11 protein-coding genes are annotated in these 19,571 nt (G+C 41.6%); 3 read left to right on the forward strand and 8 right to left on the reverse strand.

Going from position 1 to position 19,571, the window contains the following annotated elements; genetic code table 11:
* Positions 1–161: 161 nt before the first annotated feature.
* From ACZ5A8_RS14610 to ACZ5A8_RS14620, 3 genes are read right to left on the reverse strand one after another with little or no spacing between them, the layout of a single operon-like run.
* The gene (locus tag ACZ5A8_RS14610; RefSeq protein ID WP_464534150.1) at positions 162–245 is read right to left on the reverse strand and encodes a PEF-CTERM sorting domain-containing protein; all 84 of its coding nucleotides are present in this window, start codon (positions 243–245) and stop codon (positions 162–164) included.
* Positions 246–506, reverse strand: coding sequence for a hypothetical protein (locus ACZ5A8_RS14615; protein ID WP_464529925.1), 261 nt, complete (start codon positions 504–506; stop codon positions 246–248).
* A gap of 25 nt (positions 507–531) precedes the next feature.
* The gene (locus tag ACZ5A8_RS14620; protein ID WP_464529927.1) at positions 532–750 is read right to left on the reverse strand and encodes a hypothetical protein; all 219 of its coding nucleotides are present in this window, start codon (positions 748–750) and stop codon (positions 532–534) included.
* 231 nt (positions 751–981) lie between these two features.
* Between ACZ5A8_RS14620 and ACZ5A8_RS14625 the strand changes: the two genes are divergently transcribed.
* Positions 982–1,263 carry a hypothetical protein gene (locus tag ACZ5A8_RS14625; protein WP_464529928.1) on the forward strand — a complete coding sequence of 94 codons (282 nt, stop codon included), beginning with the start codon at positions 982–984 and terminating at the stop codon, positions 1,261–1,263.
* Between the two features lie 113 nt (positions 1,264–1,376).
* On the opposite strand, the gene ACZ5A8_RS14630 is transcribed toward ACZ5A8_RS14625, so the two are convergent.
* Positions 1,377–1,838 (reverse strand): PEF-CTERM sorting domain-containing protein, encoded by a 462-nt coding sequence (locus ACZ5A8_RS14630; RefSeq protein WP_464529930.1) that lies wholly within the window; start codon positions 1,836–1,838, stop codon positions 1,377–1,379.
* A 941-nt stretch (positions 1,839–2,779) separates the two neighbouring features.
* On the opposite strand from ACZ5A8_RS14630, the gene ACZ5A8_RS14635 reads away from it, so the two are divergent.
* The gene (locus ACZ5A8_RS14635) at positions 2,780–3,352 is read left to right on the forward strand and encodes a flavin reductase family protein (RefSeq protein WP_464529931.1); all 573 of its coding nucleotides are present in this window, start codon (positions 2,780–2,782) and stop codon (positions 3,350–3,352) included.
* Between the two features lie 181 nt (positions 3,353–3,533).
* Here the strand turns inward: ACZ5A8_RS14635 and uvrB are convergent, their stop codons facing one another.
* From uvrB to ACZ5A8_RS14655, 4 genes are all read right to left on the reverse strand, one after another.
* Positions 3,534–5,546, reverse strand: a complete 2,013-nt coding sequence (gene uvrB / locus ACZ5A8_RS14640; RefSeq protein WP_464529933.1) for an excinuclease ABC subunit UvrB — start codon at positions 5,544–5,546, stop codon at positions 3,534–3,536.
* A gap of 232 nt (positions 5,547–5,778) precedes the next feature.
* A complete protein-coding gene (uvrC, locus tag ACZ5A8_RS14645) occupies positions 5,779–7,329 on the reverse strand; it encodes an excinuclease ABC subunit UvrC (protein ID WP_464529934.1) in 1,551 nt (516 codons plus the stop codon).
* A gap of 99 nt (positions 7,330–7,428) precedes the next feature.
* Positions 7,429–10,422 carry an excinuclease ABC subunit UvrA gene (gene uvrA / locus ACZ5A8_RS14650; RefSeq protein WP_464529936.1) on the reverse strand — a complete coding sequence of 998 codons (2,994 nt, stop codon included), beginning with the start codon at positions 10,420–10,422 and terminating at the stop codon, positions 7,429–7,431.
* 1,849 nt (positions 10,423–12,271) lie between these two features.
* On the reverse strand, positions 12,272–17,113 hold the full coding sequence (locus ACZ5A8_RS14655) for an S-layer protein domain-containing protein (protein WP_464529937.1): 4,842 nt from the start codon (positions 17,111–17,113) through the stop codon (positions 12,272–12,274).
* 875 nt (positions 17,114–17,988) lie between these two features.
* Here ACZ5A8_RS14655 and ACZ5A8_RS14660 point away from each other — a divergent pair.
* Positions 17,989–19,533 (forward strand): SIR2 family protein, encoded by a 1,545-nt coding sequence (locus ACZ5A8_RS14660; RefSeq protein WP_464529939.1) that lies wholly within the window; start codon positions 17,989–17,991, stop codon positions 19,531–19,533.
* Positions 19,534–19,571 lie beyond the last annotated feature (38 nt).

The raw sequence follows: 19,571 nt of genomic DNA on the forward strand, positions 1-19,571 counted from the left end.
CTCAAACCCAAATGTTTAGTGTTTAAATTGAAATCGATATCAGATTCCAGTTTTGCATTTGATGAATAATTTAACAAATTTTATGAAAATCAATGCAAGTGATAACGATTTTTCCTTAACCGATGACCAATGAAACTAATTTAGGTATTTTTTCTAACTCCTTATTCCTTTCTTTTGTTGCCCAGAACGAACATTATTCCAAGTACTGCTGCAACAGGCAGGGCAATTGTGGGGAATTCGGGAATTTATGTACTTCCTGCAGTCCATGTACTGCCCACCAAAAGGTCTTTCCCTTCTTCACCAAATGAGATATGAACAATAATGCTATTTCCGTCAGCATTTTTTTGAAGATTACTGAATGAATTTTCTAGCTGAAGTACAATAGGCCCTCTTGTTTTCACGTTATTTTTTTTTGTACACATCGTTGAGAAATCTCCGAATCCGGCTTTGTTGAAGTCACCCTCTGCAATTGTCCAGATACTGCCTTTACCGCTATTGTCAGTCACCTGTACGACAGAATTGTCAGGAGAATTAACAATCCCGATCGCTTACATCTACATTTGAGGTACTGTCAAGAGCGGAGCTAACATCCTGAACAGTTATTGTATTTCCATCATAAGTCACTTTAATTTTAATCAAACCATCGTATTTATTATCATTTACATCAGTCAAATAAAATGTTGCTGCACTCGCAGAACCTACCGTAAATAACAAAAACACCATTATTCCTATAATATGTACTGCTTTCATTTTTTCAAACCCCGTTTAAAGAAACTGCGGAAATGTTTTTTAATATAATTATAAATAGATAAGCTTATTTAGTTAAATATACTTTGAACAGTATAGTTTCAAAAGAGTAAATTATCAGCCGCTATAGCCATCGAGTATTAAATTAAATTAAATTAAATTATGAAAAATATTGATATTTAAATTATATAAGAGTGCATATATAATACCTAAAAAACAGGAGAGGAAATGTATTTGACTTTTGGTCCTGAAACTTCATTGGGTGCTTATGGTTCTATGCTCAATATAATGCTCATTTTTTTACTTGCTTCAATTATAGCGTTGATAGCCATGTTCGTCTATACAAAGTATAGCAAAAAAAAATCTCTAGAAATGGGGAGGGTGGCTGAAGTCGAAAGGGAGCTCATGAAAGTAGAAAAGGAAACAGAAGAAGCAAGAAGGATAGAAGAAACAGGATACTCAGAAAGAGATGAAAGAGAATATGAAGACTGTGACTCTGACGATGATGGAGAATAAAAGTCAGGATGAATTCCTAAAAAATATTGAAAAAAAGAAAGTTTTAATTTTAGGGGGGTTAACGCTCCAGGAGGTTAATGTCTAGGGGGTTAACGCTCTAAAAAACTAATCGTTTATTCTTGTTTTCTGCGCCCGAAAATAAACATTAAACCCAATATTGCTGCAACAGGCAGGGCAACTGTGGGGAATTCGGGAATTTCTGTATGGCCTCTAACCTTACCACTACAGTCTATAGTTACATGTTCTCCAGTAGATTTGTCAAATGCAACATGTGCAGCTACGACATAACCGTCCCCTGAATTTGCTATAAGATTGTCTAGAGTAAGATCATTGGCTAATTTGATGGTAACAGGACCTGGCGATTTAATCTTTTGGTCTTTCGTAATCTGGGTTGCAAAGGGTCCAAAATTACCTACATTACCACTGTCAGCAGTAGGAGCATTCCATGTGCTGGTAGGTGCTATGACGCTAACTTTATCAGGTGTGGTTTTGATCCAGATATTCTTAAGATCTAGGTTTGAAATAGTGTAACCCTCATATGCTTTATTTTCAGGTTCGATGACCTTTAATGTCATAGTATTGTCCGTAGGATTATAATCTACTTGGACTTTTATAGATACCCATAATTATAATCATTAGTCGTCTCGGTCAAGTAAAATGTTTGTGCACTTGCCGTGCCAGCTGTAAGTAGCAAAAGTATAAGAATTCCCATAATGTATTTTAATTTCACCAGCAAACCTCCTTTAGAGAAATAAGCGACTGTTTTTTTATCAATCTATAAAGAGATAAACTTATTTAGTTAAATATACTTTAAACCGTATATTAAGGAAAAATCAGTATATTCGGCACTGGTAGAGATTTGAACCGAAGAGAAATTACAGAAATTCTTAAGACTTGAATAATATAACAAGATATATATAATTATAAAGACGGATAAGATAGAACCAAACTGTTAATCTGTTCTAAAATCCGTATCGAATTTTGGAAAGCTTGCTCTTTAAACGAGAATACATAACAAAAAATAAGATTAAGTATATATACATATGAAAAAATTAATATACATGCATATTTAAGGCGGGACAACGGGAAAAGAACTATGAAAAAGTAAAAAACTGACGGAAACGATCTTTACCTTTCAGGTTACTCCTACCTGCGCGCTGTTATATCTCTTTTTTCTGTTTCTTTATGAGCTTCCTTATCCAGATTAAACCCTCGAAATCCAGCCTATTGACAGCTTTACTCAGATCCTTACCAAATTACAGGATGATATCCAGGATATGGTTCTCAGAGCCACATAGTGTTTGTTTGTATGCATGAGTTTTTCTTTTATGAATCTGAAAGGATGCCTGAATCTGATGTCGGCACCCGGATTTTATAACTCATCGGGACAGGACATGAATCATTTGTTTTCAAAGCATGTTGATTATTGTAACAATTTATTCATAATTAGTAACATAAAATATTAATTGCATTAGAGACACTACTATTTTGAGTTCAGAAGTTCTGAGGTAAGCTCATGAAATTAAAACCGAGTAAAAGAGAGCAAATTTTTCCCCTGCCTGTTGCCCTTATTTCCACTGTCTCAAAGGAAGGAATCAGAAATGCTGCCCCCTGGTCTAATATAACTCCAATCCTTCGCCCCCTCAAAGAAGTGGTGCTTGCTTCCTGGCTAAAGCGCGACACTCTTACAAACATTCGTGAAACAGGAGAGTTTGTTATAAACATTCCTTCCATAGATATGGCAGAAGCTGTCATGGTCTGTTCCCGAAATTATCCACCAAAAGTAGACGAATTCGAAATGGCCGGGCTAAAGTCTCATATCTCTGAAGAAATAAGGGCTCCTGGTATTGAAGGATGTCTTGCCTGGGCGGAATGCACCCTTGTGGAAGAGGTCCTGAGAGAAAAGTTCTCCCTTATCATAGGAAAAGTCGTAAACCTGGAAGTTGATGAGAACTTTTTTGATGAGGAAGGCGGGATGGATTTTGAGAAAGCAAAACCCCTGTCCTGTATTCTAGGACCAAAAGGTCTTACTTTTACCTGTCCCAGAGATACCGGTAAATCGGCAGACTACTCCGAAATGTTTTTGTGAGGAAAAGAGACTTTAAGCCAGATGCCTTGACTTCCTGACATTTTGATTAAAACTTTCTAACCAAGATATTCTGAGATAAACATTCAAAGGCAAAAACTCAGTTTCTTGTGAGAAGAGGAGATAGCTAGCCTTATTTAAGGCTCAGCTAGATCTCAGACTACTCCAGTCTCACATACCTGCTTCACACAGTCTTTACTTCTTTTTCCAGTTTCTTTATAATCTCTCTGAGCTGAATTGCACGTTCGAAATCAAGCCTATCCGCAGCTTCTCTCATCTCGGTATCCAGTTCGATGATTACATTGGGGATGTCTGTCTTCGGGATATGCTTGGTATCTGTAATATCCACTACTTTTTCTCGTATGGGTTTTCGGATGGTTGTCGGGACAATGCCGTGTTCTTTGTTGTAGCCGATCTGCATTGTACGGCGGCGTTCGGTCTCACTTACAGCTTTTTTAATTGAGTCGGTCATTTTGTCAGCATAAAGGACAACCTTTGAACTGGAGTTTCGGGCTGCACGTCCTATGATCTGGATTAGGCTCTTAGAATCCCTGAGGAAGCCTTCCTTGTCTGCATCAAGAATACCGATGAAGCCAACTTCGGGGATATCGAGACCTTCCCTGAGCAGGTTGATCCCTACAAGGACATCGAATTTGCCAAGGCGCAGTTCGCGAATGATTTCTGTCCTTTCGATGGTCTTGATATCCGAGTGCAGGTAGCGAGCTTTAATCTCATTTCTGGCAAGGAATTCGGTCAGTTCTTCTGCGAGCTTTTTGGTAAGAGTGGTCACGAGGGCACGATCTCCCCTTTCCACTATTTTCCGGATTTCCTGCATAACGTCCCTGACCTGACCCTCGAGGGGACGTATCTCAACTTCAGGGTCAACAAGGCCTGTAGGGCGAATAATCTGTTCCACTATCCGGGCGGACTGCTCCCGCTCATAGTCTGCAGGGGTTGCCGAAACAAAGATCACATTTTTCATGTACTTTTCAAATTCATCAAACTTCAGGGGCCTGTTGTCAAATGCACTGGGAAGCCTGAAGCCATAATCGATAAGGCTCTTTTTCCGAGAGCGATCTCCGTTATACATGCCGTGCAGCTGCGGGATGGTCTGGTGGCTTTCGTCAATGACCAGGAGGAAGTCGTCAGGGAAATAGTCAAGCAGACAGAAAGGCTGTTCTCCTGGCTGCCTGTGATCAAAATGCCTTGAGTAGTTCTCAATACCCTTACAGCTGCCAGTCTCCTGAATCATCTCCATGTCATAGAGCGTGCGCTGCTTCAGCCTGTGAGACTCGAGCAGCCCGAGTTCGGGCAAGCGCTCTTCAAGCTCTTCAAGGATGGACTGGATTGCGCTTTTCTGTTCTTCTTCAGGGATGACATAGTGCCTGGCAGGATAAACGAAGAAGTAGTCCATTTCTTCCTTTCTCTCCCCTGTCTGCTTGTCTATCTCTGAGATCCGGTCTACCTCGTCCCCGAAGAGTTCAACCCGGATGATGTCATCGAAGTAACCAGGAATGATATCAATGGTATCCCCTTTTACGCGAAAGCGCCCGGGCATTAGTTCAAGGTCGTTCCTTTCAAACTGGATATCTATAAGTTTCTCAAGGATTTCCTTTCTCTGGACCTTATCTCCAACCTTCAGTTCAAACCCCATTTTCTGGAAGTTCTCAGGGTTGCCGAGCCCGTAAATACAGGACACGGAAGCCACCACAATCACATCCTGGCGCGACATAAGGGAAGCTGTGGCTGCAAGGCGCATCTGTTCAATTTTCGGGTTTATCTGCGCATCTTTTTCAATGTACTGGTCTTTGGCAGGAAGGTAGGACTCGGGCTGGTAATAGTCATAATATGAGACAAAGTATTCAACGCGATTTTCAGGGAAAAAGTCCCTGAACTCATTATATAGCTGGGCAGCCAGGGTCTTATTATGAGCAATAACAAGGGTAGGCTTCTTCACCTGGTTAAGAACATTTGCAACAGTATATGTTTTTCCGGACCCTGTCACTCCTAGAAGGGTCTGGAACCGCTCCCCTTTATTCAGCCCCTCCACAAGTTTTTCTATTGCCTGCGGCTGAGATCCCCTGGGCTCAAAATCGGAAACCAGTTTAAACTGAGGGCTGTCCCGGTACCGTGCATCATGTATTGTTTCGAATTTTTCTCCGGATAACGCCTCGGGCGTCTGGCTGGAAACTTTCATAGGAATCAAGACCTTCTTAAGTAAATGAGAATTATTGATATTATTGAAACTAACTGACATCATCAACTGAGGAGTGTCAAGGGCAAAGGATACGGCAAGGACTACAGGGTAGATGATTACAGGCCAGAGGACGACAATTCACTGTAGACTGCAATTTCCTGTAGACTGCAATTCACTGTAGGCGGCACTTTCCCATAATTACAGTTTAACGGGTATTAACGGATATTGAAATTTACGGGATCAATGACTTCTGCCTGAGCAGGCGATTATAGTTAATTGCAAACCTGTGGGCTTCGTCCCTGATTTCCTGAACAAAGAGAGAAGCTTTTTCATCTTTTTTGATAGGAAGAGGAGACTTAAGCCCCGGAACATAGATTTCTTCTTCACGTTTGGCAATGGAAATAATCGGAATCCTGAGCTTGAGTTTCCGGAGTTCCTGAAAGGCTGAAGAAAGCTGTCCTTTCCCCCCGTCAATAACTATCAGGTCAGGCATCTCGTGTTTGTCCTCAATCAGGCGGGAATAGCGCCTGCGTACAACCTCGGCAATGGAAGCGAAATCATCAATCCCTTCTACACTTTCTATTTTGAAGCGGCGGTAATTATGTTTATCAGGTCTGCCTCCCCTGAATTGCACCATTGAACCGACCGTAGCCGTGCCCGAGAGGTGGGAAATATCGAAGCACTCGATAACGTTCGGGAGCTTTGGAAGGGAGAGTTTACTCTGCAGGGCTTCGAGCTTTTTTCTGTCCCCGAAAAATCCTATTTCAACATTTTTCAGGACAAGATCAAGAAGCTCTTTTTTTTCTCCCTGCTTCGGAACCGTTGCTTTCACTTTCTTCCCCTTCACATGCGTCAGGAACTCAACCATGGACTCTTCAAGAGGTTCGGGAACTATCAGTTCCTCAGGCGGATCATTCTCGGAATAGTATTGCACCAGGAATTCTTCCAGAAACTCTTGCCCGAAGGCAAAGACATAATCCTGCTTGTCTTCCAGAGTCCCTTTGTAAACTTTGAAGAGCATGAGATAGACGGTATCGTCCCTGACAATATAGTTCAGGATATCCTCATCATATTTCTTCTGCCTCTCCATATTTTGCTTTTCCTGGAGGCTTTCAAGGGCTGCGATCTCGTCTCTAAGTTCCATAGCCTGCTCAAACTGTTGCCTGGCTGCCATCTCTTTCATCTCTATTTCCATGGACTCGATGAACTCCCTTATATTGCCTTTCAGGATAGAAGTCGCCCTTTTTACCTTCTCTCCATATTCCTCTATAGAAATACTCCCAATACATGGCCCGCTGCATGCTCCTATATGATAGCGCAGGCAGGCACGAGCAGGCATTTTTTTACAGGTCCTGAGCTGGAAGGTTTTTCTTACGACCTCAAAGATGTAGTCCCTTTCTTTTGCAGAAACGAAAGGCCCGAAGAACTCTCCTTCTCCGGTATTTTTCCGGGCAATCCTGATCCTGGGAAATTTTTCCCCGGTCAGGTGGATGCAGGCATATCGCTTTGAGTCCTTGAGGAGGATATTATACCTGGGCCAGTGCTTCTTGATCAGAGTGTTCTCAAGGAGCAGGGCTTCCACCTCAGTATTTGTGACAATGAAGTCAAGGCCCCTGGCAGCCTGCACAAGGCTCGCTGTTTTAGGGTCGTGATCCCTTTTCTGGAAATAACTGCTCACCCTTTTTTTAAGGTCCTTTGCCTTTCCCACATAGAGCACAACCCCTTCCTCGTCCCTGTAAAGGTAGCAGCCGGGCAGATGCGGAAGAGCATCCAGGTCAATCATTTTTGAGCCTCATTGTATTCAAATCCGGTATATTCAAATCTGGTTTATTCAAATTTGGTTTTCAGGTTTTATTATTGGGAGAATCTTTGGAAGAATCTTTTAAAGTACCTGTCCTTCAAATATTTCGTCTGCTCCGTCTTCAAATTCTTCTGGCTCTCCTTCGAGGCCTTCACTCGAGTCTTCTTCGAAATTTTCAAAATCGGTTTCAAAATCGGCTTCAAAATCTTCCCCGTCCTCAAAAATCGCCTCAACAAGCTGTGCCCCCGAGTCAAGATATGAGTTCCTTCCTCCCGATAGTCTGGGAGCAAGGAAGTGCCCGGTATAGCTTTCCGGAACCAGGGCAATTTCTTCTGGCGTACCTGTGGCAACAATCTCCCCTCCTGCGTTCCCGCCTTCGGGGCCGAGGTCAATTACATGATCTGCTGACTTGATGACATCCAGGTTGTGTTCGATGACAACCACGGTGTTTCCTTTTGCGACAAGACCATTGAGAACCGAAATCAATTTTTTAACGTCATGGAAATGCAGCCCTGTTGTGGGTTCGTCGAGAAGATAAATAGTCTTTCCAGTGCCCTTTTTAGAGAGTTCGCGGGTCAGCTTTATTCTCTGGGCTTCTCCCCCGGAAAGGGTAGTTGAACTCTGCCCGAGTTTGATGTATCCCAGCCCTACTCGCGTGAGGGTATCAAGCTTGCCTTTGATTGCAGGGACGTTTTCAAAATGCTCTGCAGCTTCTTCAACTGTCATGTCCAGAACTTCGGAAATCGATTTTCCCCTGTACTTTACCTCGAGGGTTTCCCGGTTATAGCGTGTGCCTTTACACTCTTCACATTCAATGTAAACATCAGGCAGGAAATTCATTTCGATCTTGATCAGCCCATCTCCCTGGCAGGCTTCACAGCGTCCTCCTTTTACATTGAAAGAAAAGCGCCCGGTTTTGTAACCCCGGATTTTGGCTTCCTTTGTTTCGGCAAAAACCTGTCTGATTGCATCAAAGACCTTGGTATAGGTCACAGGGTTCGAGCGGGGGGTCCTGCCTATGGGGCTCTGGTCGATAACAATTACCTTATCGAGCTCGGAATCAAAAACCAGCTCGTCATATTCCCCGGGTGTTACATTTGATTTGTTGATCTTCTTCATCAGGGCTTTGTAAAGAGTATCGTAGATAAGGGTAGACTTTCCGGAACCCGAAACCCCTGTGATTACTGTGAAAAGCCCTATGGGAACATTCACGTCGACGTCCTTCAGGTTATTTGCCCTGCAGCCTTTCAGCCGGATGAATGCGTCGCTCTGTCGGCGGAGAGCAGGAGGTTTTATTTGCTTTTCTCCTGAGAGATACTTGCCTGTCAGAGACTCCGGATTTCTCTCGATTTCTGCGGGTGTCCCTTCAGCTACCACATACCCTCCATGTATCCCTGCACCCGGGCCTATATCGAGCACATAATCCGCAGCCCGGATAGTGTCCTCGTCATGCTCTACCACGATAAGAGTGTTCCCCAGGTCCCGTAGGGTCTGCAGAGTCTGGATAAGCCGTTCGTTATCCCTCTGGTGCAGCCCTATCGAAGGTTCGTCCAGAACATAGAGTACTCCCATGAGATTTGAGCCGATCTGAGTTGCTAGCCTGATCCTCTGGGCTTCTCCACCCGATAGTGTACCTGCACTGCGGGAAAGGGTCAGGTAACCAAGCCCCACATGCTCAAGGAATCCAAGCCTGGAACGAATTTCTTTCAAGACCTGTTTTGCGATTTCTCGCTCTTTTTCCGAAAGCGCCATGTTTTCGAAAAACTGGATGCACTGGATAATAGAAAGGCCTGTTGTCTCAACAATTGACTTTCCGGAGAGCTTGACTGCGAGAACTTTTTCTTTCAGGCGCCTGCCCTCACATTTAGGACAGGGGCGGACCTGCATGAATTTCTCCAGCTCTTTTCGCCGGTACTCGGATTTTGTCTGGTTATAAAGCCTCTCAGACTGAGGGAGGAGCCCTTCCCATGCGCCCTTGTGGGACCATTGGGCGTCCCCGTTTTTCATGCTCATGTTAAAGTGGATGCGTTCATCTGAGCCATATATGAGGGCATTGTATTGCTTTTCTGAAAGAGCTTCAACAGGAGTAAAGATGTCAAAACCGAAATGCTTTGCAACAGCTGCCAGGTGCTGGCTTCGGTAGCCGTCAAGGTAGTTCCTGTAAAGAGCAACGGCTCCGTCGGCAATGCACAGGCTTTTGTCCGGAATTATGAGGTCAGGATCGAGTTCCATCTTAAACCCGAGCCCGTTACAGGCTTCACATGCTCCGAAGGGGCTATTGAAAGAGAACATCCTGGGCTGAAGTTCCTCAAAAGCCATCCCACAAACAGGACAGGCCATATTCGAAGAATACAGGTGGTCTTTTCCTTCCGAATCCACAGCGATCAGGAGCCCTTCGGCTTTTTTGAGGGCACTTTCGCAGGCTTCGACAAGCCTTGACCGGTCTTCGGCAGGGTCCAGGCGGTCAATTACCACTTCAATATCATGCTTTTTGTAGCGGTCAAGGGAGATTTCGTCATCTGTCCTGTGGATTTCCCCGTTTACCCTTACCCGCGTGAAGCCTTCGCTGTTCAGATCCCTGAAAAGCTGCTGGTAAGTCCCTTTTTTCTGGCGGACTATGGGTGCGAGGATTGTAACCATTCCTTCACACTCCCTGCTGAGGCTGTCAGCAATCCTTTCCGGAGACTGAGACTCTATTTTGATATCATGGATAGGGCAGTAAGGTGTCCCTACTCTTGCAAAGAGCAGCCTGAGGTAGTCATAGATTTCAGTTACAGTCCCCACCGTACTGCGGGGGTTTTTAGAGGTAGTTTTTTGCTCTATGGATATTGCCGGAGACAGCCCTTCAATGCTGTCCACATCCGGCTTGCTCATAAGCCCGAGGAACTGCCGCGCATAGGCTGAGAGAGACTCCACGTAACGCCTCTGTCCTTCGGCATAAATCGTGTCAAAAGCCAGGGTGGATTTCCCGGAGCCTGAAACACCTGTGATAACAATGAATTTGTCCCGCGGAAGTTCTACGGTAATGTCTTTCAGGTTGTGTTCCCGCGCCCCTTTAACGATGATATTTTTCATTTTCTTTCTCTCAGGTTTTTCGTATTAATTGGATGGATAAAATAAAGATTTGAAAAGTTTGAATTAAGACTAAAGATAAAAATAAATATTCTGGAACTAATCTGTAATCAGATATGTGTTTAAAGACCAGATACGTGTTAAAGATCAGATACGTGTTGATCAGACACATGTTTTAAGACTAATACATCTTTAAAGGAATATATTCTGTTTTAGTAGCACAGTTAGTCAAACTGATAATTCCAAATCATAATAAATAGTAAATCCAATAACAGATCCAGTTGATTGGACTGGTTTATCTACCGACATTCATTTTCTTCACCTATTCCCACCAGCAACAAGAATTTATTTATTTATTTATTTATTTATTTATTTATTTATTTATTTTAGTTAATTGTCTCAATTTTTCAACACATGTAACAGAACGCAGACTTTTTATTAATAAAGTTATATAGCGGGCTGAAAGTATTAAACAATGGTTTGTTTGCGAGATTCCTGAAGACTCAACTTCCCATTGTCGAATTTATTGTTTCTTTTACTTGCTGTTTTTTAACCTGATCTCTTGAATACTTTCATTTTCAGATACCCGAAACATTAGCTCTGTAGATTTATTTTAATAGTAACTCCACTTTAATAAAATCTGATACTATTATATTCTAGCAGTTGAGGTTCTCTCTGAAGCCCGGAAAATATTTCAAAAAAGAGGGTTCTGAGGAAAAGCCCCGTAAGAATACAATAAAAAGCTGACTATAATCGATGTAATACAACGATACGTACATCATGTTTATGGTATAAATAATTATCCAGTTTATTATATTTTAGTACCGAGATATAAAGGAGAGCTGATCCCAAAACTCAGAATTATGTTCCTGAACCTCTAGTTTGGAAAATCAATTACGCGTTCCGATCACTCCGGTGTTTTTTAATTTAACAAGAAGTGTGAGAATACTGGTGCGGTTTAAGGCAGTAACTAACCGGCATATTTATTTTCAAAGGAAATAACTGTTCCAATATTTGATTCATTATTAATGCCTTCTCAATAAAATCAGGTACCGGATATCGCGGCCTTGTTAAAGTTCATTTTGCCTTAGTTGCTGATATTTTTTATTTTTAATTCTTACTTCATTTTCTTTTACATTAAATTCTACAATTTTCTTCAAAATATCAAAAAGTATCGGTTTATAAATTGGAAATTGAACAGACCATTTTACTTGCTTATAAGGAGTCAGTTCCTTTTTGAAAGCAGTGATTGCTGAAGGGGTTGGATAAAATCCGATCTGATTTTTGTATGCGCAAAATGCACCAGGTTACCATTGAGCTTGAATGTGGACATTCCGTAACTTATCGTTTCTTCGGCTTCAGGTACCGACTCTCTGATAACTTTTCTCGGTTCTTCTAAAATATCCTGGCCATTTTGGAAATATTGCGATATATTCATCAATATTATTAAATTGTATTTTTAGAGTTATTTTTTCCATAATATTTGAAATAATCTAAGTTACTTAAATTTGAGAGAAATGTGGACGATATCAGAATTGAACTGGATGAATAAGAAAGTAAAATATCAAGGTAAAACAATTTAGCCTAACCTTCAGGAGCCTTTCAGGAGCTTTTCAGGAGCCTTTCAGGCCCTGTGAATCTGGCAGTTATCAGCCTATTGAAGGTAGAATTATAGAAACTAAGGATTTCATAAGAACTGAAAATTACAATCTCAGCTTAAAACCTAAAAGAAAAGTTCCTGGAATTATGCTGTCTTTTGAAAGACCGCTTTATTGAACACAAAATGTACAAAAAAAGATGAAAGGATTGACCTTTCATCCGTTATTTTTCATATATACCCTGCTTCTCCTTTTTACTTTCTTATGTAAAGGAATACGCTGAGCAGGCTAACTATGCCATAAATGATTTCAAAACCCGGCATGCCTGTACTTTCCTCCTGTCCGGATTTTTGATCAGCTTCCGATCCTGGATTCTTCGTGTTCTCTTCAGAGTTGCCAGACTCATCTCCAGGCTGGACTTCAATTGCAGTTTTTTCAGAGGCAATTGCCTCCCCTGTTATTGCAAAGGGAGAAAAGCCCGGGGTTTCGGCTGTGAAGTACATGTAAATATCGTCTTCATCGAAAAGGGTTGCTGGCAGCTGTTCCCATATTTTGTTGCTATATCTGTTCAGAGCAATGGAAGACTGATCTATCTTTTTATCCTGCAACCAGGATTTTTCAACCCTGAAACCGATTACAGGGTTTTCGATATTCTTTGAGGTTGCAAACCCGCTGTTTCCAACCCATATGTTAAAGAACTTATAAACTTCATCCGAAGGCAGCCCTGAAACAAGGGTAGATTTATTTTTTAACTGCTCAACAATCGCTGTGGTTTTACCTGCAGTCCTTTTTGCATCAAAGCCCACATACACAACGCAGGTTGCGTTCTTTGTAAAGTCAAACTGTATAGCTTTTCCGTTAGTAATGAAAACCTGGGAAAGTTCCTTAACTTCGACATTTCTTGCAGGTTCAGGAGAGCCACCGCCACCGCCACTGCTGTGACTGCTTCCACCACTACTGCCGCCATTTGAGCTGCTTTCTTGCAGTACAGTTATTGTAGCAGTTTTGTAGGCAGTCCTGTCTGCGTTATCCACTGTCAGGGTAACTGTATAGGTCCCTGCTGCCGAGTAAGTGTGTGTTGGATTCTGCTCAGTTGAAGTACATCTATCTCCAAAGTTCCAGCTTCTCGATATTGCATTTTGTGAAAGATCAGTAAAGAGGACTGAAAGGGGAGCACAGCCACTGGTGACATTTGTACTGAAGTCTGCTACAGGAAGTAATTTGCTATTGTTCTCTCCGATGACCTTTTCAACGAATGGATAGTACCTGAGTTCACTTACAGGGGTATCAGCAATCTTGAAGAACATGCCCTGGCCGATTTCCTCTTTGGAGCCTCTGGTCAGAGTGAAGATGTTTTCATTGCTGATCCTGAGGGTGTTACCGCTGATCCTTACATTGTCGAGATCGCCGAATTCATCGTCAGACTCGATGGTCATTGCGTTTCCGTAGTCAATGAGCCAGATACCTTGGATCTGGACAATATTGTCAGCTTCACTCTGGAAAACCTGGTTGGCGTGGATTCTCAGGACAACAACATCGTTTTCGCCCTGGATACCATCAAGCTCAACTTCCCAGGTGCTGTTTGAATTGCTATCGACTGAGAAGATCTCGTCGTCAACGAATTCTCCGTTCCTGGTGAATTCGAGCCAGACTTTCTGACCATAGATATCAATCTGCTTGGCTTCGATAGCATAGCCATGGCCGAGGTCGAGGAGTTCGCCCGTTCTGATGGTGTACTTGTCGTTGCTGTCAAGGACGAGCTTTGTGAACTTGTCAGCTTTGTCAGGGTTGATCGGTATGTATTGTTCTCCAAATAAGCACATAACAGGGTACTGGTCCCAGCTAACGGAAGGCTTGAAGTACTCGTAATTAACCATTTCGATGGTTGTTTCATAGACAAGGCCACTTTCAGGAATTAAGTCTCCGCTCATGCCGGAAACTTTGAGGAATTCTGTGGAGACATCGTCGTTGAGGTCGTAGTAGAAACCTGCGAAGTTGTTTGCATCCCATTCGAAGTTACCTGTTCCGGATGCAACCTGTCCCCTGATTTCATAGGTTCCGGGATCTGTAATCTTCTTAAAGACATAGAACCTGAGCACATTGGAGCTGGTGTCAGCTACCCTGAAGTACATCTCTTCAGCAAGTTCCTGATCAGAGTTTCTGGTCAGAGTGAAGGTGTCTTCATTGCTGATCCTGAGGGTATCACCGTTGATTCTAACATTATCGAGCTTGCCGAATTCATCATCAGGCGTAATGGTCATTGCATTTACGTAATCAATGAGCCAGACACCTTCGATCTGAGCAATGCTGCCAATTGCGTCCTTGAGTATCTGGTTGACATGCACTCTGAGGACAGCGACATCGTCTTCGTCCTGGATGCCATCAAGCTCAACTTCCCAGGTATTGGCTGAACCGATGGCAGTTGAAACAGAGATGATTTCATCGTCTACGAATTCTCCGTCCTTGGTGAATTCGAGCCAGACTTTCTCACCGTCAACATCGACCTGCTTGGCTTCGATAGCATAACCTTCGCCGAGGTCGAGGATTTCGCCGGTTCTGATGGTGTACTTGTCATCACTGTCAAGGACGAGCTTTGCAAGCTTGTCAGCTTTGTCAGGATTAATCGGTATGTATTGCTCTCCAAAGAGACAGATAACGGGGTACACGTCCCAGCCGGCAGGTGTATTTTCGTACTCGTAAGCAACCTGCTGGATGGTTGTCTGGTAAACGATGCCGTTTTCTCCAATTATATTGCCTTCAGTGCCTGCAACATCTACAATGGAAAGGGACTCAGTTTTCATGTTATCATCAATGGCATAGTAGAATGCTGCAAACTGAGTTGCATCGATTGTAAGGATATCACCTACGCCATATTTTGTGATAACGTCATCGATATCAGAGCCATCAAATACAGGACTACGGATCTCAACGTTATCGTTTATAGGAGTTCTCTCTACAGTTATCAGAGTAGTTTTTGTAGCCGGGCCATTTGCGTTGATCGCAGTCAGTTTAGCTGTGTAAGTCCCTGTAGAAGTGTATACATAAACAAAGCTTGCCTCGTTTGAGTCCTCAATTCCGTCATTGTTAACATCCCAGCTCCTCGATATTGCATTTTGTGAAAGGTCAGTAAAGAGGACTGAAAGGGGAGCACAGCCGCTGGTGACATTTGTACTGAAGTCTGCTACAGGAAGTAATTTGCTGTTGTTCTCCCCGATGATCTTTTCAACGAATGGATAGTACCTGAGTTCACTTACAGGGGTATCAGCAACCTTGAAGAACATGCCCTGGCCGATTTCCTGATCAGAGTTTCTGGCCAGAGTGAAGATGTTTTCATTGCTGATCCTGAGAGTATCGCTGTTTATGGAAACATCATTAAGTACGCCGAATTCATCGTCAGAATTTATGGTTGTGGCGTTTATGTAGTCAATGAGCCAGAGACCTTCGATCTGGGCAATGTTGTCAACCTCACCATGGAAGACCTGGTTGGCGTGGATTCTCAGGACAACAACATCGTTTTCGCCCTGGATACCATCAAGCTCAACTTTCCAGGTGTTGTTTGAACCGCTAACGATCGAGATGATTTCATCATCTATGTATTCTCCGTCCTTGGTGAATTCGAACCAGACTCTCTCACCGTCAATATCGACCTGCTTGACTTCGATAGCATAACCCTGACCAAGGTCAAGAAGTTCGCCCTTTCTGATGGTGTATTTGTCATCACTGTCAAGGACGAGCTTTGCGAATTTGTCAGCTCTGTAAGGGTTGATTGGTATGTATTGCTCTCCAAAGAAGCTGATGACAGGGTACATATCCCAGCCTGTAGCTGTGTTGGAGTACTCGTAATCAACGGTCTTTATAGTGGTACTGTAAACTAGACCGCCTTCAGGAATCACGTTTCCACTCATGCCGGAGACTTTGAGGGATTCTGTGAAAACATTGTCGTTAAGGTCGTAGTAGAAACCTGCGAAGTTGGTTGCATCCCAGGCGAATTCACCTGCTCCGGATGCAACCTGTCCCCTGATTTCATAAGTTCCGGGATATGTGATCTTCTTAAAGATATAGAACCTGAGCACATTGGAGCTGGTGTCAGCTGTCTTGAAGTACATACCTTCAGCGAGTTCCTGATCAGAGTTTCTGGTCAGAGTGAAGGTGTCTTCATTGCTGATCCTGAGGGTATCACCGTTGATTCTCACGTCGTCGAGCTTTCCGAATTCATCGTCAGACTCTATAGTCATTGCGTTTGCATAGTCAATGAGCCAGATACCCTGGATCTGGGCAATGCTGCCAACTGCGTCCTTGAGTATCTGGTTGACATGCACCCTGAGGACAACGACACCATACTCGCCCTGGATACCATCAAGCTCAACTTCCCAGGTGTTGGTGCCGTTATCAACAACCGAAATAATCTCGTCATCTACATATTCTCCATCCCTGGTGAATTCAAGCCATATTTTATTGCCAGCGACATCGATTTGCTTGACTTCGATAGCATAACCTTTGCCAAGGTCGAGGAACTCACCGGTTCTGATGCTGTACTTATCGTCACTGTCAAGAACAAGCTTTGTGAGCTTGTCGGCTTTGTCAGGGTTGATCGGTATGTATTGTTCTGCAAAGAAGCCGATAACAGGATACATGCCCCAGTCTTCAAACTTGTAATTAGTAGCCTGAATGGTTGTCTGATAGACAATGCCGCCTTCTCCAATAACATTGCCTGCAGTGCCTGTAACATCTCTTATGGAAAACGATTCGGTTTTCACGTTATCGTCAATGTTATAGTAGAATGCTGCAAACTGAGTTGCATCGATTGTAAGGGTGGTACCGTCTCCGTATGTATCGATAATATCGTCGATATTAGAGCCTTCATATACAGGACTACGAGCCCCAACGTTATCGTTTATGGGAAAAGCGGCAGTATATGGCTTTTCTATTATTACGGAGGCAGTGTTGCTGTTTTCGTTCGAAATAGATACATATTGCCCCCTGGCCGCAGAATTTTGTACCGGAGCTGCCGATACCGTAGACAACACGAGAATTAAAAATAAAAAAAGTGTTATTGAAGCTAAAACTATTGAACCTTGTTTCTTCTTAGTATTCATTCATATGTCCTCTGTTCTTTAATTTACTGGTATTATCAAAAATAAACACCATAAATATAAAAATACTGAGAAAAATTAGTAATGATAACAGTATTAGAAAATTTAAACCTTTCTATTCGAATTTAGATTTTTGCATATATAGCCAATTTTTCGATATCAAACGGCTGTTTTACTGTAATCAGTCATCCTTATTAGAAAACGTACCCGAGTTTTCTCTTTGGAAGTTCTCAAAATAAAATTCTCAGAACAAAGTACAGGTTAGTTCCTGGGCTCTCTGTTGAACGTTCAGGACATGGATAGAATTATTTCAGAGGCATTTTTAAAGCACCTTCATGCGTCATCGGTCAAGCGTTAGATAAGCACTCATGGATTCTTTTTTTGTTGACAGTAATTCTTCATAAATGTGGAATCCAGTTACATGGTTGATATTCCAGGATCAGACTTCCCGGCGCGGCTCTGCGTCAATCGAATTATGGAGTGGGATTTCTGGCTTTATAGTGATAAATCGAAGACGAAATATAGCTATAAAACGAGCTCTCATTATAAACTTGTAAATGTCGATCTAGAGAAGAGTAATTCAAAAAGATTATAACCAATACATTTATAGAAATGTAGTGAAGAAGTGAAGAATTCTGAGCCTTATCTAATAAATAGTATTTCATTTGTATTCGGTTAAGGATTTTGAGCTGCGGATCTCGATTTCGACGGAAAAACTCAAACCCAAATGTTTAGTGTTTAAATTGAAATCGATATCAGATTCCAGTTTTGCATTTGATGAATAATTTAACAAATTTTATGAAAATCAATGCAAGTGATAACGATTTTTCCTTAACCGATGACCAATGAATAGTATTTATCATTAGGGGTGGCTAATTTTGTCCATAAACATAAAACAGAATTTGATCGAACATTTTAATAGTACTCCGTCTTTTCCATTCTTGTTTATAGGCTCTGGATTTTCACGACGTTACCTAGGGCTCGATGACTGGGCCGGAATTTTGAAAAATTTTTGTGTAGACATAAAACCCTATGAGTATTATCTGTCAAAAGCGGATGGAAACTTAGCAAAAGTAGCAGAACTGATGTCAGATGATTTTTGTGAATGTTGGTGGACAAACGACAAATATAGTGAAGATCGAGAAGAGTATAAAGATTTTGCGGTTACGCATACCTCTGCTCTTAAAACAGCCATTGCGTCATATATAAAAAAACTATCATGTCAAGAGTGTATTGATGAGTCGTATGTAGAAGAAATAGAAGCACTGTCAAAGTTGGATGTGGATGGAATAATCACAACAAATTGGGATCAATATTTAGAAAAAATATTCCCAAGTTATAAAGTATATATTGGACAGAGAGAGTTATTTTTTTCGAATCCTTTATCAATAGGTGAGATTTACAAAATACATGGCTGTTGCTCAAACCCAAACAGTATGATCCTTACAGATAGCGATTATAGAGATTTTAATTCTAAAAATGCTTACTTGGCTGCAAAATTGATTACTATTTTTGTTGAACATCCAATAGTGTTCATTGGTTATTCAATAAGAGATGAAAATATCCAAAACATCCTTACCTCAATTGTTAAATGTTTAAAATCTAATGATGTAGAAAAAATAAAGGATAACTTAATATTTGTAAGAAGGAACAAAACAAATTCAGTCGAAGAAATAAGTAATAGTTTTGTTCATGTCGATGATACTTCAATTCCTATAAAAGTTGTTACAACAAATAATTTTGCACCAATATATGAGGCTATTGCAGAAACTAAAAGAAAAATCCCAGTCAAAATTCTAAGGCACTGCAAACAGCAACTCTATGAAATTATCAAAGATAAAAATCCGGAAAAAAAACTTTGTGCAGTGGACTATGAAAAAATAGAAGATATGAAAGATGTCGAATTTGTAGTTGGAGTAGGAGTAATATCTCAATTTGTTTCTAAAAAAGGATATTCACTCTTGTCTTACGAGGATTTATTCTCATTTTTCTTCGATATAGCGAAATACGAAACGGATTCGATATTGGAAAGTACATTACCTGCATTACTCTCAAGAACTTGTTACCTACCTGTGTATAAATTTTTGCATGACCAAGGAATAAGCTCAAGATCTGATTACGAAGCTTCTAAGTACAGTTTGAAAACTAGAATAGATATTAAACCAGATAAATTTAAGGGAGGTAATGGTTTAAAGAAACAGTTTGAAAAGAACGCAACAGGTAAAACTTTAGAAGAAATTATCAGCGAATTCCTTCCTGATAAGGTCCTAATATACACTCCATTTACCGATTGGTCTTCAATGAACCTTGAAATATTAGAGACATTTTTAAAAGAAAACTTGAATCTGCTAAATGGTAATCAATCAGCTAATTACAAAAAATTAGTCTGCCTTTATGATTATTTGAAATATGGTTGGGATTAAACCAACTTTCTGCAGATGTTTTCAAAAACGAATCTTTT

It is taken from the genome of Methanosarcina subterranea (assembly GCF_055385895.1).